Here is a 25,180-nt window from a genome sequence, read left to right as displayed (position 1 = left end):
GTCGAGCCCAGGGAGACTGCTCCATGAGTCAACGCCCGCGCCGTTTCACCGACGCCGAAGCCACGATCGACTGGCTCATCGAAACCATGGGCCGCGAACTGCATGTCGGCGCTCCGCTGGGCCTTGGCAAGGCGGCTACGCTGATGAACGCGCTATACGCGCGCGCCCGGGCGGATTCGTCGATCCGGTTGAGCATCCTGACCGCGCTGTCGCTGGATCTGCCGGAGGCGTCCAGCGAACTCGAGCGGCGGCTCATGGATCCGATCGTCGAGCGGGTGTTCGAGGATTATCCGGGCCTGGATTACGTCCGCGACCAGAAGGCCGGCGCGCTACCGGATAACGTGACTGTCTCGGAATTTTTCTTCCAGCCGGGTGCGATGCTCGGCAACGATGATGCCCAGCGCCATTATCGCTCGGTGAACTACACCCATGTGGCCCGGGATCTGATGAACGCGGGTGTGAATGTGCTCATGCAGATGGGCGCCCCCGGACCCGACGACAGCTGTTTTTCGCTGTCGAGCAACACCGATGTGACGCTCGACCTGATACCGGCGGTGGAAGCCGCGCGTGCGGCCGGCCGGCCGCTCGTGGTGGTCGGCCAGCTCAACTCGCGCATGCCCATGATGACGCGAAGCGCGCTGGTCGACGCCTCGCTGGCCGATGCCGTGTTCGAAGGCCCGGCGGCCGATTTCAAGCCCTTCGGTGCGCCGTCCATGCCCGTGTCGCTGGCCGATTATGCGATCGGGCTGCGCGTGTCCACGCTGCTGGCCGATGGCGGCACCCTGCAGATCGGTATCGGATCGCTGTCGGATGCGATCGCCTACTGTTCGGACCTGCGCGAAAACCACAACGCTGACTATCGCGCCTTGGTCGAAGCGATGAACCAGCCGGCCGATGGGGCCTCGCTGATCGACACCATCGGCGGCCTGGCGCCGTTCGAGCGTGGTCTGTATGGCTGTACCGAGATGCTGGTCGATGCCTATATCCAGCTCTATCGGGCCGGGGTGATCAAGCGCTGCGTCTACGACGACATCGCCGTCCAGCAACTCGTCGATGCCGGACGCATCGACGCCCGGGTCAGCCCCGCCACGCTCGCCGCGCTGTGCCAGGCAGGCGCGGTGCGGGCGCAGCTCAATGCAGACGATGTCGCGTATCTGCGCCGGGTCGGGGTGTTTCATGCCGACGTGAAATGGGCCGACGACTGTCTGGATGCAGCAGACGGCGGTGCGCTCATCGGCACCGATCTGGACAACGATGATGCACGCGCGGCGATCGAATCACGCTGTCTGGGCACGCGGCTGCACGGCGCGACGCTGGTACACGGCGGGTTCTTTCTGGGGCCGTCGCGCTTCTATCAGGCGCTGCGAGATCTGAACGACGACGAACGCGAGCTGTTCCATATGACCAGCGTCGGTCAGATCAATCACCTGTACGGCGATGAGGCGCTGCGGCGAATCCAGCGGCGCGATGCGCGCTTCGTCAATACCGCGATCAAGGCGACGCTTTCCGGTGCGGTCGCCTCCGACGGGCTGGCCGACGGCCAGGTACTGTCCGGCGTAGGCGGACAGTACAACTTCGTCGCCCAGGCACACGAGCTCGAGGGCGGCCGGTCGATCATCTGCGTACGCGCGACCCGCAACGGCTCCGACGGGCCGGAATCGAATATCGTCAGCCACTATGCCCACACCACGATCCCGCGCCATCTGCGCGATATCGTGATCACCGAATACGGCGTGGCCGATCTGCGCGGCAAGACCGACGAGCAGGTCGCCATGGCCATGATCGAGATCGCCGACGCTCGGTTTCAGGAGGATCTGCGGCGTTCGGCGATCGATGCCGGCAAGCTGCGACCGGACTACCAGATACCGGCGGCCGCCCGGAACAATCATCCCGAGCGGCTGACCGAGCTGTTCGCCGCATCGCGCCGGGCCGGCCGCTTCCAGGCCTATCCCTACGGCAGCGATTTCACCGAGATCGAACGGACGCTGATCGATGCGCTGAAAAAGCTGCAGGCCGGTTCGGCACGGGCGACCCTGGGCCAGCTGATCCGCCATGCCAGGATTCTGTCGCACGTGCCGGCCGCCGCGGGCGCGTATCTCGAGCGTCTGGGACTCACGCGGCCGCGCAGTTGGCGCGAATCGCTGTATGCCCGGCTGGTGTCGCTGGCGCTGATCGAACATGGCGTGATCGATGCCGAGGGCGAGGCCGAAGCCGACCCCGACCCCGGCCCCGACCGCGATTCGTGAGCCGCGAGACGGCGCCGAACCGGCCGGCTGCCGTGGCCGACCCGCGGGCCCTGGGCGCCGCGCTGGCTGCCCAGGGTTATGTCGGCGACACCGAGCTGACCACCACCCTCTATCTGGCCCTTGCGCTCGGCCGTCCGCTGCTGGTCGAAGGCCCGGCCGGCGTCGGCAAGACCGAGATCGCCCGCGCGCTGGCCGCGGCGGTCGATACCCGCCTGATCCGCCTGCAGTGCTATGAGGGCCTGGATGCGGCCGCGGCGCTGTATGACTGGGATTACCCGCGCCAGCTGTTGGAAATCCGCTTGGCCGAGGCGGCCGGCGCGGATGCCGGCGAGCTGCGACGCGGGCTCTACGACGACGCATTTCTGCTCGAGCGGCCGCTGCTGGCCGCGCTGCGGGCCGAACCACCGCCGGTACTGCTGATCGACGAACTCGACCGCGCCGATGAGGCGTTCGAGAGTTTCCTGCTCGAGATCCTGTCCGATTGGCAGATCAGCATCCCCGAGTACGGCACGGTGGTTGCCTCGACACCGCCGATGGTGGTGATCACCGGCAACCGCACCCGGGCGCTGGCCGAAGCCACCCGTCGGCGCTGTCTGTATCTATGGCTGGATTATCCCGACCGGGCCAAGGAGATCGCCGTGCTGCAGGCGCGGCTGCCGGATATCGACACGGCGCTGGCGGAGTCCATCGCCGACTTTCTGGCCTGGGCACGCCGTCAGGAACTGGCCAAGACCCCGGGCCTGGCCGAGACACTCGACTGGGCCGCTGCCCTCATCGAGCTGGGCGCCGCCAAGCTCGACGATCCGGTGGCCGCCACCACGCTGGGTGCCTTGTTCAAGGACGGCGCCGATATCCGCACGATGCGCAAGCGTCTGGCCGACGACCGCCGCGCGTGAGCGGCTGGTCGCTGGCCGGTCCGGTTGCAGATTTCGCCGCCGCGCTCCGGCGACACGGCGCCGCCGTGAGCCCGGTCGAGAGTGCCGATGCGCTGGCTGCGCTCGAGCGGCTCATGCCTGCCCCGGAGCCGACGTTTCGCAGTGCGCTGCAGGCCACGATGGCCAAGACGCCCGAGGCGCGTCGAATTTTCGACACCGTCTATCCCGCCTTCTGGCATGCACGCGTCCAGGCTTCGGTCGAGGCGGAGGACCGCGAGGCCTCAGACCCAGGCGATCCACCGACGCCGACACCGGCTTCAGCTGACGGCTACACGCCGGCGCCATCCGACGCCGACGCGCCCGGTGTCGATTCGCTGAACGGGCCGGACCACGGCGCAAGTGCGTTACGCAGCGCGCGCGACGCCGACCTGGCAGGCCTGGACGACAACGAACAACAGGCCACGGCCGCGCTCATTCGGGCCCTGGGCCGAGCGCTCGCACGCCGGGCGGATCGTCGCTGGCGCGCCCGCGGCCAGGGCCGACTGGACATGCGCGCCAGCCTGCGCGCAGCTCTGGCCCGCGGCGGCGAAGTGGCCGTGTTCCGCCGTCGATGGCGCCCGCCGCGCCGGCCGCGGTTGGTGGTGCTGGCCGATGTCAGCCGCTCGATGTCGGCCTACAGCCGTTTTGCGCTGTTGTTCATCCATGCCTTCGGGCAGGTGTTCCGCTCGGTAGAGAGTTTCGTGTTCTCGACCGGCCTGACCCGGGCCACGACAGCGCTGGCCGCGCCGTCGCCGGCGGTGGCTCTCGACCGATTGGCGGCAACGCTCGACGACTGGGCCGGCGGCACGCGGATCGCCAGCGCGATCGAGCGCTACGTTGCGCGTTATGGCGCCCGCCAGCTCGGCCGCGACACCGTGGTGATCGTGATCTCCGACGGCTGGGATACCGATCCTCCGGATCGCCTGGCCGCCGCGCTCCAGCGGTTGCACGGCCAGGCGCGGGCGCTCATCTGGCTGGACCCGCTGATGGACCACCCGCGCTATTTCGCCAGCGCCCTGGGGATGCAGCACACCAGCCCGCATGTGGATCTGTGCGTGCCGGCACGCAACGTGGCCGGGCTGGCGGCGCTGACCGAACGTCTGACCGAACGTCGTTTGATCTGAGTTGAGTTAGTCGATGGTGAACCGGCGGGAGCCGATGAGCTGGCCGTCGTCGGTGACCACAGAGACCCGCCAATCGCCGCTCGGGTCCGCGCCCAGGCTGAGTTTGTGGCTCCAGGCACGAAAACCGGCTTCGCGGTCGCCGCCGACGATCTCCAGCGGAATCCGGTCGACCTCGACACCGTCGTGATACCAGACATGCAGGATCTGCTGGTGCAGGCCGCGCGGTGCCTTGATCGCGGTAAAGGCATACAGCCCGTCGGCGGCCAGACCGGTACGTGGAAAGTTGTCACGGTCGCCACCGGGCTCGCGGGCGGTGGTATCCATCCGGGTGGTGATCACCATGTCGGTCGCACGCAGCGTGGCCGGCGGTATCCAGTAGCGTCCATACCAGCTCAGCGCGCCCATGGAGATCGACAGCGCGGCGAGCAGGAACCAGCGCCACCAACGGCCGGCCTGAAGCGCATCGTTGAAGCTGGGAAGCGCACAGATGCCCATGGCCACCGACGCGATCGCCACGCTCTGGCCGGTGGTCAGCGAGAACAGGATCGGCCCGGCGGTCAGCAGGGCCGCGAACAGCGTAAAGCCGTGGAAGCCCAGGAACAGCCAGCGCCGCTCGGCGATGCCGTGCAGATAGACCGGGTCGACCGTCGATGCCGCGGCGGCCACGATCAGAACGCCGGTGAACACGGCCTGGCCGCTCAACCAAGTGGTCGTGGCCAGAAAGAAGGGCAGCACGAAGAACAGGGTTTCCTGATGCAGGCTCTGGGCGGCGAATCGCACCGCCATCTGCGGCACGCGTTCGCCGAACCAGCGCGCCAGCAGGCGACACAACAGCCCCTCGAACAGCAGCGCCACCCATCCGAGCAGCATCAGCGCGGTCACCCATTGGGCGAGCTGAGCTTGGCGTTCGACCAGGAAGAAGCTGGCCGCACCCATGGCGAAAGAGGCAAACGGCACCAGGCGTCGATACCGGTACGCCAGCCGGGCAACCCGGCTGGCCATCATGCGACGAACGAACTGTTCCAGTGGGCTGCGCGTGGGGGCGGCGCGCGAGGCTTCGGCGGTCATGCGTTTGGCGATCGTCCGTGGCGTGTAGCGACAGGGTTCTCAGGCTGTAGAAAACAGCCGAGCGGCGCTTGATATTAGCAGCCGGTCAACTGACTGCGCGCTGACCCGGGGCCAAGGGTTGCAACCGGCTTGGGCGCCCGCATCGTAGACCGGGCCGATCCGGGCGTCCGTGCAGCGGGTGTTAGGATCATGGCAACGAACCGATTTCTATTCCGGTTAATGAGCGTCATGAGCGATTTCAAAGGCATTCCCGTCGTCACCGGCTCGAAGATTCAGAAGCCCAACGGCACGCGGGCGATCAAGAACGGCATGAAGGCGAACAAGAACGCCGCAGCCGTGCCCATCGGGCGCAAGCCGGACTGGCTGCGGGCCCGTCTGCCCAGCGGCCCCGAGTACGCCAAGGTCAAGCAGAACGTGCGCGAGCACCGGCTCGCCACGGTGTGCGAGGAGTCCATGTGTCCGAACATCGGCGAGTGCTGGAGCCATGGAACCGCCACGATCATGATCATGGGCGATACCTGCACCCGTGCCTGTCGGTTCTGCGCGGTCGATACCGGCAACCCGCGCGGCTGGCTGGACACTGACGAGCCGGCGCACTGCGCCGAGTCGGTCGAGATCATGGGGCTGAACTATATCGTGCTCACCTCGGTCGATCGCGACGACCTGCCCGATGGCGGCGCCCAGCACTATGCCGACTGTGTGGCCGCGATCAAGCGCCGTACGCCTGATGTACGCGTGGAAGCTTTGGCACCGGATTTCCGTGGTGTCTTCGAGCATGTCGACAAGGTGGTCGACTCAGGCCTGGAGGTCTTCGCCCAGAACGTGGAGACGGTCGAACGGCTGACGCACGTGGTACGCGATGCGCGGGCCGGCTATCGGCAGACGCTGGATGTGCTCGAGCATGCCAAGCAACACAATCCGGATGTGTTGACCAAGACGAGCGTCATGCTGGGCCTGGGCGAGACCGAGGAAGAAATCGCCCAGGTGCTGGATGATCTGGCCGAGATCGGTGTCGATATCGTCACGTTCGGCCAGTACCTGCGGCCTACCGTCAATCATCTGCCGATCGACCGCTACGTGCCGCCGGAGGACTTCAAGAAATATCGCCAATGGGGTCTGGCCCGCGGTTTTCTGGAAGTCGTCTCCGGCCCGCTGGTGCGCAGTTCCTATCGTGCCGATCGGGTGTTCGACCAGAACAACGCCGGCCTTGAACAGACCGCCTAGACGAAAACGCTAGTGCCAGACGACAAAAGCCCCGGCCAGGACCGGGGCTTTTTCGTAAGCGACGGGCGTTCGGCTCAGACCTGCGGCGGCTGCCCGTTGGAGGCCATCAGGCCGCCGTCGACCGGCAGATTCACACCGGTGATGAAGCGCGCATCGTCGCTGGCCAGAAACGCAATGGCGCTTGCGATGTCTTCCGGCTGAGCGCCCGCGCCCAGCGGCATCCGTTCGCGGAACTTGGCCAGCAGTTGTTCGTTGTCGAACACGCCGCTGGCCATGTCGGTGCGGGTCAGGCTCGGGCAGACGGCGTTCACGCGGACGCCGTCGCCGCCATGATCCAGCGCGAGCGCGCGTGTGAAGTTGCTTACCGCGCCCTTGCTGGCGTTGTAGACGCTCATGCCCCAGTCGCCTGACAGGCCCGACACCGACGACGTGTTCACGATGTTGCCGCGTGTCTCGATCAGATGGGGCAGGGCTGCGCGGCAGCAATGAAACACGCCGTCCACATTGATGCTCATGAGCTTGCGCCACGTGTCGTCGTCGGTCTCGGTGATCCGGCTCTGGGTAGCGACGCCGGCATTGTTGACCAGCACGTCGAGGCGGCCGAAGCGTTCGACGGTCTCGTCGATCAGGGCATTGACGTCGGCGGCATCGGCGACATCGGTCGGGCGCACCAGTACGCGCTCGGGATCGGGCAGCGAGTCAGCCAGTGCCTCGAGCTTGGCGCGGGTACGGCCGACCAGCACGGTCGTGGCGCCTTCCTCGGCCATTCGCCGGGCGGTCGCCGCGCCCATGCCGGAACCGGCGCCGGTGATGATTATGATCTTGTCCTTGAAACGATCCATGAGAAAGTCCTTATCGAATGAGCGGACCAGGCCGGGCGCTGATCGCGCCGGCCAGGGTTGGCGGGTCGACCATGGCCACGACGGCCGCACAATCAAGCCGGCGCTGGGTGAGAGTACGGATCAGTCCGGCGCGTCGAAGCGCATGATGCCCCATGTCAGATAGCCTGCCCGGCCCGCGGCCACCCAGTGTTCCAGGCCGCGCCGCATGTTCGCGACGTAGTCCGACGAAATCGCCGGTGCCAGGGGCTCGGCATATGCATCGAGCGTCTGGTGCACGCGCGTGTAATGCAGCGGCACCTGGTCGCTGTGATCGGCAAAGCTCGCTTCGGTGAACCCCCGTGAGGCCAGCGCGGCCCGGTAAAAGCCGGGCGAGCCCATGGTTTCGAGGCTGATGCGATCGAGCACCGGTTGCAGCACGCCCGCCGGGCAGTCATCGGCGGTCATCGGGTCGGTGAAAATGAAGGTGCCGCCGGGTTTGAGCACGCGCGCGACTTCGGCGATCACACGTCCGCGATCGCCGGAATGCAGCATGGCGTCCTGTGACCACACCACATCGAAGTGGTCGTCGGGGTACGGAATATTCTCGAAATCGCCGTCGACGATGTCCACCCGATCGGCCAGGCCCTGCTCGGCGTTCATGCGTCGGCCCCGCTCGTTCTGGACCTCGCTCAGGTTGAGCGACACCACCGTCGCGCCACGTGCACGGGCCAGATAGCGTGCCGCCCCGCCGTAGCCCCCGCCGATATCCAGTACGTGCGCGCCGGCCAGGGTATCGCCGAGTGTGTCGGCCATGCGTTCGACGGTGCGATGGCTGGCGGTGAGGATCGCCTCGTCCGGATGATCGTAAAGACCGATATGAATATCTTCGCCGCCCCATACCCGGGCATAGAAGTTGTCGGCGTCATCGCTGTTGTAATAGGCCCGTGCGGTCTTCACCGCCTGGGAATACCGGCTCATCGGCAGCCTCCTGTCAGCTTGCGTTCTCGGTGTGATCCGCGACGTCGGCACAAAAAAAGGCCGTGGCAGCGGCATGGATGAAGAAATCTGGCTCGTCGTCGCGTCGTAGCGGCCGACGGCATCGTGCGTCAACCATCACCAGTTGCTGGGGGCGGTCGTAAGAATGAGACCGCGTTTGCGGGCGTTGTCGAACGCCTTGGCCAGCATCTGCGGGTTGTCGTCAACGCTGGCCAATCGAACCCGGCTTCCAGCAGCTCTACGGAGTAAAAGCCGGTCACGGTGACCGCATCGATGACCGACCGACAGCCGTAGTCGTAAAGAAGTGGGAGAGACACTGGCCCTTGCAGGCTGGGCGCCCGTCCCGGTCTCCGGGTCGGTCCCGGCGTTCGACGAAATCCTGCGCGTATTCTTGCCGATCGTGGTCGGTCTGGCCTATGGCCGTCGGCTTGCGGCCGAAGTGATGGGTACGCTGGTAGCTCAGGTGGTCGTCGGTAGGGCCGGTCATCCACGAAATTGTCCGGCGCGGTGGCATGCCACGGCAACGAGCGGCCACGCACTCTTTCAGATCGACAGAGCACACCCTATGCAGACCGGTATTCCGTTTCAATCCTCAAGCCTGGCCGTACCCGTTCGGCGGTGACCAGCGGGTATGCTCTGTCCATGATCGTTGCAATCGACAAACCAGTACGCGTGCGGCGTGAGCCAGCCGGCAGCCGAGACCGGCCGTGCGTCGCCGCAACCCATTGTGGCGGGCTGCGATAATGCGTCTGTTCACCGAGCTCTACACGCGGCTGGACGCCACCACGGCAACCAACGACAAGATCGCGGCCATGCGCGATTATTTCGAGGCCGCGCCGGCGGCGGATGCGGCCTGGGCCGTTTCGTTTCTGTGCGGACGTCGTATCAAGCGCCTCATTCCCGGTGTACGGCTGCGTGAGTGGGTCGGCCAGGCGATCGACATGCCGGGCTGGCTGGTCGAGGAATGCTACTCGGCGGTGGGGGACTCGGCCGAAACCATGACCCTGCTGCTCGACGAACTCGACAACGACGACACTGGGCTCGACGTGCCGCTGCATGTCTGGGTCGAGCAGCGCATCCTGCCGTTGAAATCGGCCTCGGAGGCACAGCAGAAGCAGTGTCTGCACGATTACTGGAGCCATCTGCCCACGGATGCGCGTTTTACGCTCAACAAGCTGTTGACCGGCGCGTTCCGGGTGGGGGTTTCGCGACGGTTGGTCACCCGGGCGCTGGCTGAAGTCGCCGATATCGAGCCCGCGCGCGTGGCGCATCGGCTGATGGGCCACTGGCAGCCGACGGCGACGTTCTTCGAGCGCCTGATCGATCCCGCCGATCGCGGCGAGGATGCGGCCCAGCCCTATCCCTTCTTTCTTGCCTCGCCCATCGAGAACGCCCCGATCGAACAGATGGCCGATCTCGGCGATCGCAGCGACTGGCACGCGGAATGGAAATGGGACGGCATCCGCGCCCAGATCATCCGTCGCCGGGGCGAATGCCACATCTGGTCGCGCGGGGAGGATCTCATGGACGGTCGGTTCCCCGAGATCGAAGCCGTGGCCGCCGAACTGCCCGACGGCTGTGTTCTCGACGGCGAGATCCTGGCCTGGGTGGAAGGCGAGTCGTTGCCGTTGCCGTTCGCACGCCTGCAGCGGCGTATCGGGCGGCTCAAGCCGTCGGCGGCGATGCAGAAAAAGCATCCGACCCGATTCTTCGCTTACGACCTGATGGAGTGGCAGGGGCGCGATATACGCAAGCTGCCGATCGAGACCCGGCGCGAGCATCTGCAGACGGCACTGGCCGATGTGGGCGCGCGTATCGGCGTGTCCGAGCCGCTGGACGCGGAGTCCTGGCCGGCGCTGGCGGCATTGCGCGAGCGATCACGCGAGTACGCCACCGAGGGCTTCGTGCTCAAGCGGGCCGGCTCGCCCTACCGGGTGGGCCGCACCCGGGGCGACTGGTGGAAATGGAAGGTCGACCCGTTCTCGGTGGATGCCGTGCTGCTGTATGCCCAGCCGGGCTCGGGGCGACGCTCGAACCTGCTCACCGATTACACCTTCGCGGTCTGGGACGGCGACGATCTGGTGCCCTTTGCCAAGGCCTATTCGGGGCTGACCGATGCCGAGATCGGCCAGGTGGACCACTGGATCCGGCGCAACACCCGCGAGCGCTTCGGCCCGGTACGATCGGTCACGCCGCACCACGTGTTCGAACTGCACTTCGAAGGCATTCAGGTGTCCAAACGCCACAAGTCCGGCATCGCCGTACGCTTTCCGCGTATCGCCCGCTGGCGGCACGACAAACCGCTGGCCGAGGCCGATACCCTGGACAACGTCAAGGCGCTGCTGCCCCCCAGCGAACGGCGTGCGCTGGCGCCTGCGTCGTGAGCCTGCGATGTCCGGCGCTGGTGGTTGCCCAATCAGACCCCATGTTCCTGCCATGAACGACTCGCCGAACCCGTCCGATGGCGCCCAGACGCCGCCCGAGCCGACCCGGATCGAATGGGCCGACATGACCTGGCGCGACTATGTGCGAATCGGGCTGGGCGTGTTCTTTTTTCTGTTGGGCATCGCCGGGCTGGTCCTGCCGATCCTGCAGGGCGTGCTGTTCCTGCTGATCTCGGCGATCCTGCTGGCGCCGTATTCGATCTGGGTACAGAAACAGCTGATCCGCCTGGAGACCAAATTCCCCTGGCTGGCGGCCAAGGCGCGTTCGATCGCCACGCGCTGGAGCCCGAAGAAAAAGGCCGAATGACGGGTATCGACCCGCGCATCGAGCGCTGGTTCGCCGCGCGCGACTGGCAGATCTTCGACTTCCAGCGCGCCACCTGGGCAGCCGTGGCTGCGGGCGAATCCGGGCTCGTGCATGCGCCGACGGGAACCGGCAAGACGCTGGCGGCCTGGTTCGCCGGGCTCAATCAATGGCTGGCCACCGCCGCCGACGACACGGCCACCCCGGGCCTGACGGTGCTCTGGATCACGCCGCTGCGCGCGCTGGCGGCCGATACCACCGCGCATCTGGCCGCCAGTGCCAGCGAACTGGGCCTGAACTGGCGCGTCGAGCAGCGCACCGGGGATACCAAGAGCCACGTCAAGGCACGCCAGCGCAAGCGTCTGCCCAGCGCGCTGGTGACCACGCCGGAAAGCCTGTCGCTGCTTCTATCCTATGCCGAGCATGAGCGGCTGTTCGCCACGCTGGACCTGGTCGTGGTTGACGAATGGCACGAACTGCTGTCGACCAAGCGCGGGGTCCAGCTGGAGCTGGCCCTGGCCCGGCTGCGGGCGCTGCGCCCGGCGCTGTGTACCTGGGGGCTTTCCGCCACGCTGGCCAATCTCGACGAGGCGGCGGCCACGCTCACCGGCGATGATGCCGCGCGCCAGATCGCCGGGGTGGTGCCGGCGACCACGCATATCGATGCGCTCATTCCGGACACTATCGAGCGTTTCCCCTGGGCCGGGCATCTGGGCACGCGGTTGGTCGAGCCCGTGCTCGCGGCCCTGGACGACGCGCGCACCACGCTGCTTTTCACCAATACCCGCTCGCAGGCTGAGCTCTGGCACCAGGCGTTGCTGCGTGCTCGCCCCGACTGGATCGCCAGGATCGCGCTGCACCACGGCTCGCTCGATCGCGACCTGCGTGAGCGTGTGGAGGCGATGATCGCCGACGGCACGCTGCGCTGCGTGGTGGCGACCTCGAGCCTCGACCTGGGGGTGGATTTCTCGCCGGTCGATCAGGTGATCCAGATCGGCAGTCCCAAGGGCGTGGCACGACTGCTCCAGCGCGCCGGGCGGTCGGGCCATCGACCGGGCGTGGCCAGCCGTATTCTGTGTGTACCCACCCATGCGTTCGAGCTGGTCGAGATCGCAGCGGCCCGTCGCAAGGCGCTGGCCGGCGAAGTGGAGGCACGTGCGCCGCTCACCGGGGCACTCGACGTGCTGGCCCAGCATCTGGTCACACGCGCGCTGGGCAGCACGGCGGCCGGGGGCGTGGCGGTCGATGCACTGCTGGACGAAGTCCGCTCGGCGCGCGCCTATCGCGATCTGGGCGACGACGAATGGCAGTGGACGCTGGATTTCGTGACCCGCGGCGGGGCCGCCCTGGCCGCCTATCCCGAGTTCCAGCGCGTTGAACGCCTCGAGAATCGCCTGCAGGTGACCGATCGGCGTATCGCACGCCGGCACCGCATGACCATGGGCACGATCACATCGGATGCGGCGATGAGCGTGCGATGGCTCAAGGGCGGCCGGCTGGGCGCCGTCGAGGAGCGGTTCATCGCACAGCTCAAGCCTGGTGACGTGTTTCTGTTTTCCGGGCGTCTGCTGGAACTGGTACGGACACGCGAGCTGACCGCCTATGTGAAGGCGGCAACGCGCAAGAACCGCCAGGTACCGCGTTGGGCGGGGGGACGCATGGCGATCTCCGGCACGCTGGCCGACGCTATTCGCGAGCTGCTGGAAGCCGCCCGCGACGGTGATTACCGGGAGCCGGAGCTGGCCGCGATCCGTGATCTGCTCGAGATCCAGCGTGGCTGGTCGGCGCTGCCGGCGGCCGACGAACTGCTCGTCGAGCATGTGACCAGCCGCGAAGGTCGACACTGGTTCTTCTACCCGTTCGCCGGACGTCTGGCCCACGAAGGCCTGTCGGCGCTGGTGGCCTGGCGGCTGGCGCGTATGCATTCAGCGTCGTTCCGATTTTCAGTCAACGACTACGGCTTCGAGCTGGTCACCCGCAACAAGGTGAACTTCAGCGCCGACGAACTGCGCGCGGCGCTCTCGCCGGCGCATCTGGTCGACGACCTGCTGGCCTGTCTCAACGCCGCGGAGCTGTCCAAGCGCGCGTTCCGCGATATCGCCCGGATCGCCGGTCTGGTATTTTCCGGCTACCCCGGCCAGCAGAAGAGTGCGCGTCAGGTCCAGGCCTCCAGCGGGCTGGTGTTCGACGTGCTCACGCGCTATGACGCCGATAATCTGCTGCTCGGTCAGGCCCGCCGCGAGGTGCTCGAACGCGAACTGGAATTCAATCGCGTACGCGATGCACTGGCCGCCATCGGTAGCCAGACGCTGTGTCTGACCGAGCCACCGCGTCTGACGCCACTGGGGTTCCCGCTCTGGGTGGAGCGGGTGGCCAGCCAGGTCACCGGTGAATCCTGGCGCGATCGGGTCGAACGCATGACCGTACAGCTGGAAAAGGCGGCCGACCGCCGACCGAAAGCGTCCGGTCGATGAGCGATACCCGTGCCGGTCGACACACCGACACGCCGGCGCCGGATAGCCCGGCACGCGCGGAAAACCGTGCGCCGGTCGTGGCCGGCTCGCGAATCAGCCACCGACCTGGGCGACGATCATTCATGTTTGGATTCGAATCACGACAGGCTCATGCGACCAAGCGCTGAATCGGTCAACGAGACGGGTCAGGCCGAGCTGATGCTCGCCGGTGAGCGGCTGTGGTTGCGCGGTGATCACAGCGTGTTCTGGCCGGCGCACGCGACGTTGTTCGTGGCCGATACCCACTTCGGCAAGTCCGGTGTGTTCCGACGTCAGGGGCTGGCGCTACCGCGGGGCACCACCGATCGCGATCTGGCACGCCTTGAGGCGGCCTTGACGATCACCGGCGCGCGCCGACTGGTGGTGCTCGGCGATTTCGTCCATGCCCCGCCGGGGCGCGACGAACCCTGGCTGGCCCGGTTCGCGAACTGGCGGAACCGGTTCCACGATGTGCAGATCGTGGTGACCCGCGGCAATCACGATCGCGGCGACCGGCTCGCCGAGCTTTTGGCGGTGGATTGGCATGAGGGTGCATTGTTCTCGGCGCCCTTCGTATGTCAGCACGAGCCCGGCACGGACCCGCGCGGCCCCACGCTGGCTGGACATCTGCACCCGGTGGTGCGACTGGGCGCGGGCAGCGAACGACTGCGCGCGCCGGTATTCTGGCATCACTGTGACGGGCTCGTGCTGCCGGCGTTCTCCAGCTTCGCCGGTGGCGGACGTATCACCCCGGCGGCCCGCGACCGCGTGTTCGCCGTCGGGGAAGGGCAGGTTCTGGAAGTGCCGGTGGGCAAACCGTGAGCGCGGTGGTCGCCGGGCGCGGCGGCGTGCGTCTGGACGAAGGCGGCATCGCCGGCCATCTGGTCGCGCTATCGCTGCCCATGGTCTGGGGCATTCTGGCGATGATCGCCTACAACGTCGCCGATACGTTCTTTGTCGCCCGTCTGGGGACTGCGCCGTTGGCCGCGCTGTCGTTCACCTTCCCGGTGGTCATGACGATCTTTTCCTTGGCGCTCGGGCTGGGTATCGGTACAGCCTCGGTAATCTCGCGCACGGTCGGTCGCGGCGATCACGAAGCCGTACGTCGACTGACCACCGACAGCCTGTGGCTGTCGATGGCCGTGGTGCTGGTGTTCATGATCGCCGGGCTTGCGACCATCGAGCCGCTGTTCGGCCTGCTGGGCGCTGGCGAGCAGACCCTGCCGCTGATCATCGACTATATGCAGATCTGGTATCTGGGCGCGCCGTTCGTGATCGTGCCGATGATCGCCAACAACGCCATGCGCGCCTGCGGCAATGCCCGCCTGCCCAGCTACATCATGATCGGCAGTGCTGCGCTGAATTTCGTGCTGGACCCATTGTTCATCTTCGGGCTCGGACCCGTGCCGGGGCTCGGGATTCAGGGCGCGGCCATCGCCTCGCTGATCGCGCGCTTCGCCGGGCTGGTGCTTGCCCTGCTGGCCCTGCATTACCGGATGGGGCTGATCGTATGGGCCTGGCCGCGATGGTCCCAGCTGCTGGAGTCGGCCCGCCAGGTCGCGTTGATCGCGTTGCCGGCGGCGGCGACGAATATGGTCAACCCGATCGCCGTGGCGGTGGTCACCGCCGTGGTGGCCTGGTATGGGCCCGAGGCCGTGGCGGGCTTCGGCGTGGCCACGCGTATCGAGGCGATCTCTGTCGTGCCGTTACTGGCACTGACCGCGGGCCTGGGGCCGTTCATCGGCCAGAACTGGGGCGCCGAGCGCGCCGATCGGGTACGCGCGGCGCTGCGCATCGCGGCGTTGTTCTGTCTTGTCTGGGGCGCAGCGGTGGCCGTTCTGCTCTGGTGGAGTGCGCCCGCGATCGTCGGCTTGTTCGGTGCCGGTCAGGCCACGGCCGATACCGCCATCGTCTATCTGCGACTGGTACCGGCCAGTTTTGCCGCTTACGGCGTGCTCATCTGCGTGAACGCGGCGTTCAATGCAATGGGCCGGCCGGTGGTGGCGACGGGGCTGATGCTGGGCCGGACCTTCGCGCTGTTCGTGCCACTGGCGGCGCTCGGCGGCTGGCTGGTCGGGCTATGGGCGGTGTTCGCCGCGGCTGGCCTGGCCAACGTCCTGCTCGGGCTGGTCGCCTATGGACTGGGCCAGCGAGCGCTGGTGCCGGAAGGGCGAATAGCTGCGGCTCGTCTCGCCTTGGGCCCGGCCCGCCGGTAGAATCACGTCATGCTTATCGCGATCATTCTCGGCGCCATCGCCGGCGCTTCGTTCTTTGGTCTGCCCGGCGCGATTCTGGGCGGTGTGCTGGGCTTCTGGGGCGCACAGCTGCTGGCTATGACGCTCATGAAGGGCGCACTCGGCACGATCCGTACCCAGTTCCTCAACTCGACGTTCGCGGTGATGGGCGCGTTGTGCAAGGCCGATGGCCAGGTCACCCGCGACGAGATCAAGGTGGCCGAGGAGTTGTTCACCCGGCTGCGGCTGGGCGAGGACCAGAAAGCCCAGGCACGTGCATCGTTCAATCGGGGCAAGGACCGGGACTTCGATCTGGACGGCGAAGTCGCACGCTTCGTCAAGGTCGCCCGCGGCCAGCGCGCACTGCATCAGATGTTCCTGCAGGTCCAGATCGCGGCCATTGCCGCGGACGGCAAAGTCAGTGCCGCCGAGCACGAAGCGCTCATGCGCGTCGCCCGCGGCCTGGGTCTTTCGGAAGCCGAGATCCGTCAGCTCGAGGCGATGCTGGGCATGGGCGCGGCGGGCGGCGGCGCCAGCGGCGACGGCATGGGTTCGAAGGCCGGCGTATCCCGGGAAGAACAGCTCCAGCAGGCCTACGACGTACTGGGTATATCCGCATCGGCCAGCGACGCCGAGGTCAAGAAAGCCTACCGGCGTCAGATGAGCCAGAACCATCCGGACAAGCTGGCCGCCAAGGGCCTGCCCGAGAGCATGCGCGACATGGCCGAGCAGAAGACCCGTGAGATCGGCGCTGCCTACGAGCGCATCTCCGAAGCACGCGGTATCAGCTGACCGGCGCGGAGCGATGGCCGGGCGCGGCGAGCCGCTCGATGAACCATTGCAGCGCCCGTCCCCGGTCGCCGCGCCGCCAGAGAACGAATGTATCGCGGTGTGCCGGTTGGTTGGCCGTCTCGAGTGCCACCAGTCGCCCGTCCGACAGCCACGGCTCGACCCATCGGGTCGGACAGTAGCCGACGCCCAACCCGCGGGCCAAGGCTTCGATCTTGCTGCGCATGCTGGCCACGGTCAGGCGCGGCTGGCCGTCCAGCAGGTTGCCGCTGCGTGGCGCGAAGCGTCGGGCGCTGTCGGCGACCACGAGCGCCCGCTGGCCGCGGATGCGCTCGTCGTCCAGGGGGCGCGGTGCCTCGACCAGCGGATGGTGGGGCGCGCAGCAGAAGCAGAACGTCAGCCGGTCGTAATGTGCCCGTTCGATGCCCGCATGGGCGGGGGGATCGGTCACGCCGATGGCCAGATCGACCCGTTCATCGATCAGGGCCTCCCAGCTCCCGGCCAGGACTTCCTCGCTGATGCGTACATCGATTGCCGGGTGGGCGGCGGTGAATTCCGCCACCAGCGGCCAGAGATCCTCGGCCGGGGTCGTGGCGTCGAGTGCGATTCGAAGCTCGGGCTCCCAGCGCAGGGCACGGCGACGCGCCGCGGCGGCCAGTTCCCGGGTCGCGAGCAGAATACGCCGCCCTTCATCGAGCAGCAGGCGGCCCGCCGGGGTGAGCACGGCCCGGTGGCCACTGCGATCGAACACCGCGACGCCGAGCTCGGTTTCCAGCTGGCTGACGGTATAGGAGATCGCCGACGGTACGCGATAAAGAGCCGCGGCCGCGGCGGCAAAGCTGCCATGCCGGTCAATGGCGTCCAGCGCTTGCAGCGCTTCCAGACTGATGGGTTCGCGGCTAGCCATGACTCGCGCCTGGGTCATTCGAAAATATTGAACGAGTATGCCAAAAGCGTTCGCTTTCCGGCTGACGGGAGACTCGATACGGTACTGGCTGAGGAACGCCAGTCGTCTGTATGTATTTTCAAGGTGAGCCCGGGTAGGGCGAAGCCTTGAGGCGCGCCTACGACGGCAGTTGTTCGATTTTGATGAACCAGATACCTGAGCGTTCGACAGGGCTTGCAACGACGACCGGCCGACCGATACGGGACATGCCGTTCGCTGGCAGGCAGGCTGTACGAATCGCCAGAACACCACCCAGGCGCCTGGCCCGGCCGGCGCCTATGTTCAAGGAGAGATCATGAAGAAGATACTGGTGCTCTATTACTCCATGTACGGTCATATCGAGACCATGGCCCAGACGGTGGCCGAAGGCGCGGCGTCCGTCGACGGCGTGGAGGTCACGCTCAAGCACGTGCCCGAAACCATGCCCCGGGACGCGCTCGAGGCCGCCGGCGGCAAGACCGAGCTGGCCGGTGAAACCGCTTCGCCCGGCGAACTGGCCGACTACGACGCCATCGTGTTCGGCACGCCGACGCGCTTCGGCAACATGGCCGGGCAGATGCGTACTTTTCTCGACCAGACCGGCGGTCTCTGGGCCAACGGCAAGTTGGTTAACAAGTTTGCCAGCGTGTTCACTTCCAGTGGAACCGGTGCCGGCAACGAAACCACGATCACCTCGTTCTGGAATACCCTGGCTCATCACGGCATGATCATCGTGCCGGTCGACTATGCCGGCGCCCAGGAGTTGTTCGACATTTCGGAGCTGCGCGGCGGATCCCCCTACGGTGCAGCCACCTATGCCGGCGGCGATGGCGCTCGCCAACCCAGCGACAAGGAGCTGGCGATCGCCCGTTACCAAGGCGCCAAGGTGGCCCGGCTGGCCATCCGGCTGGCCGATTGAGGCTCGCCGGACCGGCCGTGATGTATTTCGTTTGCCAGGAATTGCCATGAACAAGAACGCCCAAACCGACGCACCGATCGTGAACACGTTGGCCGTGCGCTGGAGCCCGTATGTGTTCAGCGCCGAGCCGGTGGCCGCCACCGATCTGAATTCGTTGTTCGAAGCCGCCCGTTGGGCGCCTTCGTCGTACAACGAGCAGCCCTGGCGCTATATCGTGGGCCAGAAGGGCCGGGACGACGTGCACGCGCGAATCCTGTCGTGTCTGGCCGAGGGCAATCAGCCCTGGGCGGCCGACGCGCCGGTGCTCGTGCTGGGTGTGGTGATGCGCCGGTTCAGCGCCAATGGCCAGCCCAACAAGGCGGCCGAGCACGATCTGGGGCTGGCATCGGCGAACCTGGTGCTCGAGGCGACGGTGCGCAAGCTGCATGTCCACCAGATGATCGGGCTCGACCCGGAGGCGGCGCGCACGGCGTTCTCGATTCCCGAAGAAGCCGAGGCATTCACGGCCCTGGCCATCGGACACAGAGACCGCTCCGCAGGCGGCGATCCGGGGCTGCGCGAACGCGAGGCGAAACCGCGTAACCGCCGTCCGACAGACGAATTCGTGTTTGGATCGCGCTTCGGAGTGCCGGCGGAATTCTGAGCGTGGGCCGCGGGCCGGCGTCCGGCCGGCCCGTCTCCGAAGCGATGCGGGCTGTCGTTAATCGGCGACAGGCATGTTATAGGTAGAAGAGGGAATTCATACATAGCAAGACTGAATGAGCGATAGCCAACCCACCAAGGCGGGTATCAATCCGCCGGTATTCTTTCCATCCGTGGCCGTGATCGGCGCGCTGGTGCTGTTCGGTGCCCTGATGCCCGAGACAGCCGATGGTTTCTTCAGCGCCATGCAGAGCTGGCTGATCGAAACCTTTGGCTGGCTGTACCTGGCCTCGGTGGGCGTCTACCTGATCTTCTGTATCGTGCTCGCTGTATCGCGATACGGATCGTTCCGGCTGGGCCCGGACCATAGCGAACCGGATTTCAGCTATATCTCCTGGTTCGCCATGCTGTTCTCGGCCGGCATGGGCATCGGCCTGATGTTCTACGGCGTGGCCGAGCCGGTGATGCATTACGCCAACCCACCGCTGGGCGACGCCAACAGCGCGCAGGCCGCAAAGGATTCGATGCGGATCACGTTCTTCCACTGGGGCGTGCATGCCTGGTCGATCTACGCGGTGGTGGGTCTGTCGCTGGCATACTTCAGCTTTCGACGCGATCTGCCGCTGCGCATCAGTTCGGCGTTCTATCCGTTCATCGGCAAGCGCATCTACGGTCCGATCGGCAACATCATCGATATTCTGGCCGTATTCGGCACGCTGTTTGGCGTGGCGACTTCGCTGGGATTCGGCGCCCAGCAGGTCAACTCCGGGCTGAACTTCCTGTTCAGCGTGCCGGAGGGCATGACCACGCAGATCGTGCTGATCTGCATCATCACCGCCATGGCGACGACATCCGTGGTGCTTGGCCTGGACGGCGGCATTCGCCGCGTATCCGAGCTCAACCTCTGGCTTGCTGCGGCGCTGCTGCTGTTCGTCATCGTGATGGGCCCGACGCTCTATATCTTCCAGTCGCTGACCCAGAACATCGGCAATTACGTGTCGTCGCTCGTGGACATGACGTTCAATTCGTATGTCTATACCGGCGACGAGGGGACCGAGAGCTTCATGAGCTCATGGACGCTGTTCTACTGGGCGTGGTGGATCTCCTGGTCGCCGTTCGTGGGTATGTTCGTCGCACGCGTGTCGCGCGGGCGGACCATTCGCGAGTTCGTCTGTGGCGTGCTGCTGGTGCCGGTGGGCGCGACCTTCCTGTGGCTGACTGCCTTCGGCGACGGCGCCCTGCACATGATTCTGGTGGACAACGCCACCAATATCCTGGACGCGGTCGATGCGAATACCTCGACCGCGCTGTTCGTGTTTCTCGAACAGTTTCCGTTCACCTGGCTGACCTCCGTGCTGGGCACGCTGCTGGTCGTCACCTTCTTCGTGACTTCCTCGGACTCCGGGTCGCTGGTCATCGATATCCTCACCGCGAAGGACGGGGAAGAGCCGCCGGTATGGCAGCGTATCTTCTGGGCCGTGCTCGAAGGCGTGGTGGCGATCGTGCTGCTGGCCGCCGGCGGTATCGGCGCGTTGCAGGCCGCCTCGCTGGCCTCAGCGTTGCCGTTCACGATCATCATCATGATCATGGCGCTGGGGCTTTATAAATCTCTGAGCGTGGAAGCGGTGAAGCAGGACAGCATGCGTCACATGATGAACACGCCGTCCAATGTGGCCTCTTCGTCGGCCGGCGGCGGCTGGCAACGCCGTCTGGACACGCTGATCTCCTCGCCTCGCAAGACCCAGGTCGAGACGTTCCTGCGGGACGTGGTCGGCCCGGCGATGAAGGAAGTCGCCGCCAAGTTCGAGGAGTCGGAGATGTCGACGAAGGTGACGATCGAGGACGACCGTTGCTATATCGACGTCGACCACGGCGCCGAGATCGATTTCGTCTACGGCGTCCGGGCGCGTCGGTTTGCCGCTCCGTCATTCGCGATCGCGGGCCTGCGGGAACGCAAGAGCGACAAGGATCGCGCACATTTCCGTGCCGAGGTCTATCTACGCGAGGGCGGCCAGCAGTACAACGTCGTCGGCTATACCAAGGATCAGCTGATCGGCGATATTCTCGACCAGTACGAGAAGCACCTGCATTTCCTGCATCTGGTGCGCTGATACGCCCACGGGCGCTGCCCGTACCGACCCGGCGTCCCGAGGGGGCGCCGGGTTTTTTTATGGTGGGCGCGGTGCGGCAGGGCGTCGGCCTTCGGTGATGCGGTATCCTTGATGCGCCCATTCCACGACCCGCCCGCCATGCGCCAGGATCCGTTCGCCGTGTCGAACGTGCCGCCGATGATCAAATGGTTGCTGATCGCCAACGGCATCGGTTTTCTGTTTCTTCTGTACGCGCCGGAGCCGACCATGCAGCATTTCGCGCTGTGGCCGTTTGGCGAATATCCGGTCGGGACCTCGCACGGCCCGGACACGGTCGGCTTTCAGTTCTGGCAGCTGTTGTCGTATGCCTTTCTGCACGGCGGCTTCGGACACCTGTTCTTCAACATGTTCGGGCTATGGATGTTCGGCCGGGTTGTCGAGCAGGTCTGGGGCGGGCAGCGGTTTCTCCTCTACTACCTGGTGTGCGCGGTGGGTGCCGGCATCACGCAGGTGCTCGTGCTGTTCTTCTTCTCCAGCGGCCAGGTGGTGCCGACGGTAGGCGCCTCGGGCGGACTGTTCGGCGTCTTGCTGGCCTTCGGCATGATGTTTCCCAACGCCCGCGTGATGCTGCTGATTCCGCCGATTCCGATGACGGCCAAGTGGCTGGTGATCGGCTACGGGGCGCTCGAACTGTTCTTCGGTGTGACTGGCACCCAGGCGGGGGTCGCGCATTTCGCCCATCTGGGTGGCATGGCGTTCGGTCTGGCGATGATCGCCTACTGGCGTAGCCAGGGCCGGATGATGGGGCCGCGCTAGGGCGAAGAAGACGACCGGCGGATCCCGCCGGTCATGGCCTCGGTTGCTAGACCTCGACGTGCAGATCGACGTCGATATTGCCGCGCGTCGCGTTGGAGTAGGGGCAAACCTGGTGGGCGGCATCCACCAGTGCGCGGGCCTGATCGGCCTCCATGCCCGGCAGGTGCACGGTCAACGCGACCTGGATACCGAATGCCTGGCCATCGGGGCCGATGCCGACTTCGGCCGATACCGCGGTTTCGCTCGGCAGCTTGGCCTTCTGGCGCCCGGCCACGACCTTCAGTGCACCGATGAAGCAGGCCGAGTAGCCTGCGCCGAACAGCTGTTCGGGGTTGGTGCCGTTGCCACCGCTGCCGCCCAACGCCTTCGGCGTGCTCAGTTCGACGTCGAGGGCCTGGTCCGACGAGGCGGCGCGTCCGTCGCGGCCGCCAGTGGCCTGGGCTCGGGCTGTGTAGAGTACTTTGTCCAGTGACATGGCGTTGACTCCTGGCTTTCAGGTGATAATAGATTGCGCGCAACTGACATTGCGCCACGATCCGTCGGATTTCAAGCGGCGCGGGGTCGGGTCGGGGTTTGTGGTCCGCCGGTGAGCCGGGTATTAATGATCACGCGGGCAATACGGCAGGGGGCCAGGTGCAGGACTACGAAAAACTCGGCGCGTTCTATCTGGGCCGTACACTCGCCGACGATGAGCAAGCCGCGGCCACCGTACTCTATGACTCGGCCGACCTGACCACGCATGCGGTAATCATCGGCATGACCGGCAGCGGCAAGACCGGGCTGGGCGTGAGCCTGATCGAAGAAGCCGCGCTGGACTCGGTGCCCGTGATCGCCATCGATCCCAAGGGCGATCTCGGCAACCTGATGCTGAGCTTTCCCGATCTGGCCGCCGCCGACTTCGAACCCTGGGTGGACGCGCGCGTGGCGGCCGGCCAGGGCATGAGCCCGACGGACTATGCTCGCGATCAGGCCCAGCGCTGGCAGGCCGGGCTGGCCGAATGGGGCCAGGACGGCGAGCGTATCCGCCGGCTCAGACAGGCCGCCGCATTCGGTATCTTCACGCCCGGCAGCCGGGCCGGGACCCCGTTGTCGGTCCTGGGTTCGTTCGAGGCGCCGCCGGCCATGTTGCGCGGTGACCGGGAGGCGTTCGCCGACCGTATTCAGGCGACTGCCACGTCGATACTCACGTTGCTCGGTGTCGATGCCGATCCGATCACGAGCCGGGCCCATGTATTGATCGCCAATCTGCTGCAGCACCACTGGGAGGCTGGCCGCTCGCTGGATCTGGCCGGGTTGATCGCTGCGGTCCAGAATCCACCGATGCGCCGTATCGGGGTGATGGACGTCGATGCGATCTATCCACAAGCCGACCGCTTTGCCCTGGCAATGCAGATGAACAACCTGCTGGCCTCGCCGGGCTTCGCCGCCTGGACCGAGGGTGTACCGCTGTCGGCACAGGGGCTGTTGTACACCGCAACTGGCAAGCCGCGCGTGTCGATCGTTTCGATCGCACATCTGAGCGACAGCCAGCGGATGTTCTTCGTGACGCTGCTGCTGTCCGAGTTGATCGCATGGATGCGAACCCAGCCGGGCACGGGCAGCCTGCGCGCGATCCTCTACATGGACGAGCTGTTCGGTTACATGCCGCCCACCGCGAATCCACCCTCCAAAGCGCTGTTCCTGACGCTGCTCAAGCAGGCACGTGCGTTCGGCCTGGGGGTGGTGCTGTCGACACAGAACCCGATGGATCTGGACTACAAGGGGCTGTCGAACACCGGGACCTGGTTTATCGGACGCCTGCAGACCGAACGCGATCAGGCACGCGTGCTGGACGGGCTGGCCGGTGCCGGCGATGGCGGAGGGCCGTTCGATCGGCAGCGCATGAGCCGGGTGCTGAGCGGCCTGGGCAAGCGAACGTTTCTGCTGCACAACGTGCACGAATCTCAGCCAGTGGTATTCGCGAGCCGTTGGGCGATGTCCTATCTCGCCGGCCCGCTCACCCGCGAGCAGATACAACGCCTGACCGCCGCGCTGTCGCCGCCGTTGTCGACGGAGACACTGCGCCCGGCGGGCCCTTCGGCTGCGCCGGCGTCCGGGCGGGCGCACCCAGACGTCGCGGACGCCGGGCGCGGCCCGCCCGTGCTCGCGCCGGGTATCGACGCGTTGTACGCGCCGGCGTCGTCCGTGTCCGGTACGGCGCTGATCTATTACCCGAGGATTGTCGGTGCAGCGCAGGTGTTCTATATCAACAAGACCTTCAAGGTGGATACGCAGCGCACCTTCCTGTTGGGCGTGGAGATCGACGACGGTCCGCTCGCGCTCGACTGGCCGCAGGCCGAACCGTTGGCGATGACCCTGGCAGATCTGGCCGCCCGACCCTGCCCGGGGGCAGGCTTTGCCGACCTGGCCGCTCCGGCTCATGACCCGGCCAATTACCGGCACTGGGCGAGTGCGTTCAAGACGTGGCTGCGCCAATCCTGCGGACTGACGCTGTATCGCAGTCGCGACTACCGGCTGACATCGAGCGCCGACGAATCCGAAGCCGAGTTCCGTGTGCGGGTCCATCAGGTCGCGCGTCAGGCGCGCGATCAGGCGGTGGGCAAACTGCGTGATCGCTACGATCGCCAGCTTGCAGATTTGCAAACACGGCTGGCCGCCGCCGAAGCCGAGATTGCCGCCGAGACGGCCCAGACGAACCAGAAAACCGTCGAAAGCGTCGTATCGATCGGCAGCGCGTTGCTCGGCGCCTTTCTCGGCCGCAAGGCGGTCTCTGCGACCAATGCTCGCCGGATCGGCACCGCGGCGCGTGGCGTGGGTGCGATCGCGCAACAGCGCCGTGACCTGGCCGAGGCAAGAGCCGACGCCGCCGACATTCGCGCGCGGATCGAAGCCGCCGGCCAAGACTTCGACGCTGAGGTGGCTGCACTGGCGCCGCTGCCCGGCCCGGAAGGCCTGGCACTGGAGACGGTCATCGTACGGGCGAAAAGCAGCGACATCACGGTCCAGGCGGTGGCGTTGCTGTGGCTGCCCCATGTGCGCGCACCGGACGGGCGTATGCGACCCGACTGGCCTCAGACATGAAAAAGCCCGGCAACGCGCTGGGCGTCGCCGGGCTCGGCCGGATCGCGATGT

Annotated in this window: 20 protein-coding genes; 15 read left to right on the top strand and 5 right to left on the bottom strand. The window is 66.3% G+C overall.

What is annotated here, in order from left to right; all coding sequences use genetic code 11:
- Positions 1–23 precede the first annotated feature (23 nt).
- From T31B1_RS01125 to T31B1_RS01115, 3 genes are read left to right on the top strand one after another with little or no spacing between them, the layout of a single operon-like run.
- Complete coding sequence (locus T31B1_RS01125) at positions 24–2,246, top strand: acetyl-CoA hydrolase/transferase C-terminal domain-containing protein (RefSeq protein WP_353247619.1); 2,223 nt, start codon at positions 24–26, stop codon at positions 2,244–2,246.
- Positions 2,243–3,142 (top strand): AAA family ATPase, encoded by a 900-nt coding sequence (locus T31B1_RS01120; RefSeq protein WP_353247618.1) that lies wholly within the window; start codon positions 2,243–2,245, stop codon positions 3,140–3,142. Before T31B1_RS01125 ends, T31B1_RS01120 begins: the two co-directional genes overlap by 4 nt.
- Positions 3,139–4,284 (top strand): vWA domain-containing protein, encoded by a 1,146-nt coding sequence (locus T31B1_RS01115; protein WP_353247617.1) that lies wholly within the window; start codon positions 3,139–3,141, stop codon positions 4,282–4,284. Before T31B1_RS01120 ends, T31B1_RS01115 begins: the two co-directional genes overlap by 4 nt.
- Positions 4,285–4,290: 6 nt before the next feature.
- Here T31B1_RS01115 and T31B1_RS01110 read toward each other — a convergent pair whose 3' ends face one another.
- Positions 4,291–5,352 carry a DUF5924 family protein gene (locus tag T31B1_RS01110; protein WP_353247616.1) on the bottom strand — a complete coding sequence of 354 codons (1,062 nt, stop codon included), beginning with the start codon at positions 5,350–5,352 and terminating at the stop codon, positions 4,291–4,293.
- A gap of 228 nt (positions 5,353–5,580) precedes the next feature.
- Between T31B1_RS01110 and lipA the strand changes: the two genes are divergently transcribed.
- The gene (gene lipA, locus T31B1_RS01105; RefSeq protein WP_353247615.1) at positions 5,581–6,576 is read left to right on the top strand and encodes a lipoyl synthase; all 996 of its coding nucleotides are present in this window, start codon (positions 5,581–5,583) and stop codon (positions 6,574–6,576) included.
- 74 nt (positions 6,577–6,650) lie between these two features.
- On the opposite strand, the gene budC is transcribed toward lipA, so the two are convergent.
- Together budC and T31B1_RS01095 are read right to left on the bottom strand one after the other, a co-directional pair.
- Positions 6,651–7,418, bottom strand: a complete 768-nt coding sequence (gene budC, locus T31B1_RS01100) for a meso-2,3-butanediol dehydrogenase (protein WP_353247614.1) — start codon at positions 7,416–7,418, stop codon at positions 6,651–6,653.
- 120 nt (positions 7,419–7,538) lie between these two features.
- Positions 7,539–8,375 (bottom strand): methyltransferase domain-containing protein, encoded by an 837-nt coding sequence (locus tag T31B1_RS01095; protein ID WP_353247613.1) that lies wholly within the window; start codon positions 8,373–8,375, stop codon positions 7,539–7,541.
- A gap of 761 nt (positions 8,376–9,136) precedes the next feature.
- Here T31B1_RS01095 and T31B1_RS01090 point away from each other — a divergent pair.
- From T31B1_RS01090 to djlA, 6 genes are all read left to right on the top strand, one after another.
- Complete coding sequence (locus tag T31B1_RS01090) at positions 9,137–10,777, top strand: ATP-dependent DNA ligase (RefSeq protein WP_353247612.1); 1,641 nt, start codon at positions 9,137–9,139, stop codon at positions 10,775–10,777.
- Positions 10,778–10,829: 52 nt separating this feature from the next.
- Positions 10,830–11,144: a YbaN family protein gene (locus T31B1_RS01085; RefSeq protein ID WP_353247611.1), complete on the top strand. Its 315-nt coding sequence runs from the start codon at positions 10,830–10,832 to the stop codon at positions 11,142–11,144.
- On the top strand, positions 11,141–13,615 hold the full coding sequence (locus tag T31B1_RS01080; protein ID WP_353247610.1) for a ligase-associated DNA damage response DEXH box helicase: 2,475 nt from the start codon (positions 11,141–11,143) through the stop codon (positions 13,613–13,615). Before T31B1_RS01085 ends, T31B1_RS01080 begins: the two co-directional genes overlap by 4 nt.
- 150 nt (positions 13,616–13,765) lie before the next feature.
- Positions 13,766–14,455 carry a ligase-associated DNA damage response endonuclease PdeM gene (pdeM, locus tag T31B1_RS01075; RefSeq protein WP_353247609.1) on the top strand — a complete coding sequence of 230 codons (690 nt, stop codon included), beginning with the start codon at positions 13,766–13,768 and terminating at the stop codon, positions 14,453–14,455.
- On the top strand, positions 14,452–15,849 hold the full coding sequence (locus T31B1_RS01070) for an MATE family efflux transporter (protein WP_353247608.1): 1,398 nt from the start codon (positions 14,452–14,454) through the stop codon (positions 15,847–15,849). Before pdeM ends, T31B1_RS01070 begins: the two co-directional genes overlap by 4 nt.
- 9 nt (positions 15,850–15,858) lie before the next feature.
- Positions 15,859–16,659 carry a co-chaperone DjlA gene (gene djlA / locus T31B1_RS01065; protein ID WP_353247607.1) on the top strand — a complete coding sequence of 267 codons (801 nt, stop codon included), beginning with the start codon at positions 15,859–15,861 and terminating at the stop codon, positions 16,657–16,659.
- On the opposite strand, the gene T31B1_RS01060 is transcribed toward djlA, so the two are convergent.
- Complete coding sequence (locus T31B1_RS01060) at positions 16,652–17,563, bottom strand: LysR family transcriptional regulator (RefSeq protein WP_353247606.1); 912 nt, start codon at positions 17,561–17,563, stop codon at positions 16,652–16,654. The two genes, djlA and T31B1_RS01060, sit on opposite strands and share 8 nt — an antisense overlap.
- A gap of 334 nt (positions 17,564–17,897) precedes the next feature.
- On the opposite strand from T31B1_RS01060, the gene wrbA reads away from it, so the two are divergent.
- The 4 genes from wrbA to T31B1_RS01040 all read left to right on the top strand — a co-directional run bounded on the left by wrbA (position 17,898) and on the right by T31B1_RS01040 (position 22,048).
- On the top strand, positions 17,898–18,500 hold the full coding sequence (gene wrbA, locus T31B1_RS01055; protein ID WP_353247605.1) for an NAD(P)H:quinone oxidoreductase: 603 nt from the start codon (positions 17,898–17,900) through the stop codon (positions 18,498–18,500).
- Positions 18,501–18,546: 46 nt separating this feature from the next.
- Positions 18,547–19,143 carry a nitroreductase family protein gene (locus T31B1_RS01050; protein WP_353247604.1) on the top strand — a complete coding sequence of 199 codons (597 nt, stop codon included), beginning with the start codon at positions 18,547–18,549 and terminating at the stop codon, positions 19,141–19,143.
- A gap of 115 nt (positions 19,144–19,258) precedes the next feature.
- Complete coding sequence (locus tag T31B1_RS01045) at positions 19,259–21,253, top strand: BCCT family transporter (RefSeq protein WP_353247603.1); 1,995 nt, start codon at positions 19,259–19,261, stop codon at positions 21,251–21,253.
- A gap of 138 nt (positions 21,254–21,391) precedes the next feature.
- Positions 21,392–22,048, top strand: a complete 657-nt coding sequence (locus T31B1_RS01040; protein ID WP_353247602.1) for a rhomboid family intramembrane serine protease — start codon at positions 21,392–21,394, stop codon at positions 22,046–22,048.
- 46 nt (positions 22,049–22,094) lie between these two features.
- On the opposite strand, the gene T31B1_RS01035 is transcribed toward T31B1_RS01040, so the two are convergent.
- Positions 22,095–22,523, bottom strand: coding sequence for an organic hydroperoxide resistance protein (locus T31B1_RS01035; RefSeq protein WP_353247601.1), 429 nt, complete (start codon positions 22,521–22,523; stop codon positions 22,095–22,097).
- A gap of 158 nt (positions 22,524–22,681) precedes the next feature.
- Here T31B1_RS01035 and T31B1_RS01030 point away from each other — a divergent pair, with 158 nt between their 5' ends.
- Positions 22,682–25,129, top strand: a complete 2,448-nt coding sequence (locus tag T31B1_RS01030; RefSeq protein ID WP_353247600.1) for an ATP-binding protein — start codon at positions 22,682–22,684, stop codon at positions 25,127–25,129.
- Positions 25,130–25,180 lie beyond the last annotated feature (51 nt).

This window comes from Salinisphaera sp. T31B1 (assembly GCF_040361275.1).
Classification (GTDB): domain Bacteria; phylum Pseudomonadota; class Gammaproteobacteria; order Nevskiales; family Salinisphaeraceae; genus Salinisphaera.
This window is presented reverse-complemented; position numbering and strand designations above follow the sequence as displayed.

Coding starts and splice junctions, on each gene's coding strand:
- T31B1_RS01125 (WP_353247619.1), top strand. CDS start 24: ATGAGTCAACGCCCGCGCCGTTTCACCGACGCCGAAGCCACGATCGAC.
- T31B1_RS01110 (WP_353247616.1), bottom strand. CDS start 5,352: ATGACCGCCGAAGCCTCGCGCGCCGCCCCCACGCGCAGCCCACTGGAA.
- lipA (WP_353247615.1), top strand. CDS start 5,581: ATGAGCGATTTCAAAGGCATTCCCGTCGTCACCGGCTCGAAGATTCAG.
- budC (WP_353247614.1), bottom strand. CDS start 7,418: ATGGATCGTTTCAAGGACAAGATCATAATCATCACCGGCGCCGGTTCC.
- T31B1_RS01095 (WP_353247613.1), bottom strand. CDS start 8,375: ATGAGCCGGTATTCCCAGGCGGTGAAGACCGCACGGGCCTATTACAAC.
- T31B1_RS01090 (WP_353247612.1), top strand. CDS start 9,137: ATGCGTCTGTTCACCGAGCTCTACACGCGGCTGGACGCCACCACGGCA.
- T31B1_RS01085 (WP_353247611.1), top strand. CDS start 10,830: ATGAACGACTCGCCGAACCCGTCCGATGGCGCCCAGACGCCGCCCGAG.
- T31B1_RS01080 (WP_353247610.1), top strand. CDS start 11,141: ATGACGGGTATCGACCCGCGCATCGAGCGCTGGTTCGCCGCGCGCGAC.
- pdeM (WP_353247609.1), top strand. CDS start 13,766: ATGCGACCAAGCGCTGAATCGGTCAACGAGACGGGTCAGGCCGAGCTG.
- djlA (WP_353247607.1), top strand. CDS start 15,859: ATGCTTATCGCGATCATTCTCGGCGCCATCGCCGGCGCTTCGTTCTTT.
- T31B1_RS01060 (WP_353247606.1), bottom strand. CDS start 17,563: ATGGCTAGCCGCGAACCCATCAGTCTGGAAGCGCTGCAAGCGCTGGAC.
- wrbA (WP_353247605.1), top strand. CDS start 17,898: ATGAAGAAGATACTGGTGCTCTATTACTCCATGTACGGTCATATCGAG.
- T31B1_RS01050 (WP_353247604.1), top strand. CDS start 18,547: ATGAACAAGAACGCCCAAACCGACGCACCGATCGTGAACACGTTGGCC.
- T31B1_RS01045 (WP_353247603.1), top strand. CDS start 19,259: ATGAGCGATAGCCAACCCACCAAGGCGGGTATCAATCCGCCGGTATTC.
- T31B1_RS01040 (WP_353247602.1), top strand. CDS start 21,392: ATGCGCCAGGATCCGTTCGCCGTGTCGAACGTGCCGCCGATGATCAAA.
- T31B1_RS01035 (WP_353247601.1), bottom strand. CDS start 22,523: ATGTCACTGGACAAAGTACTCTACACAGCCCGAGCCCAGGCCACTGGC.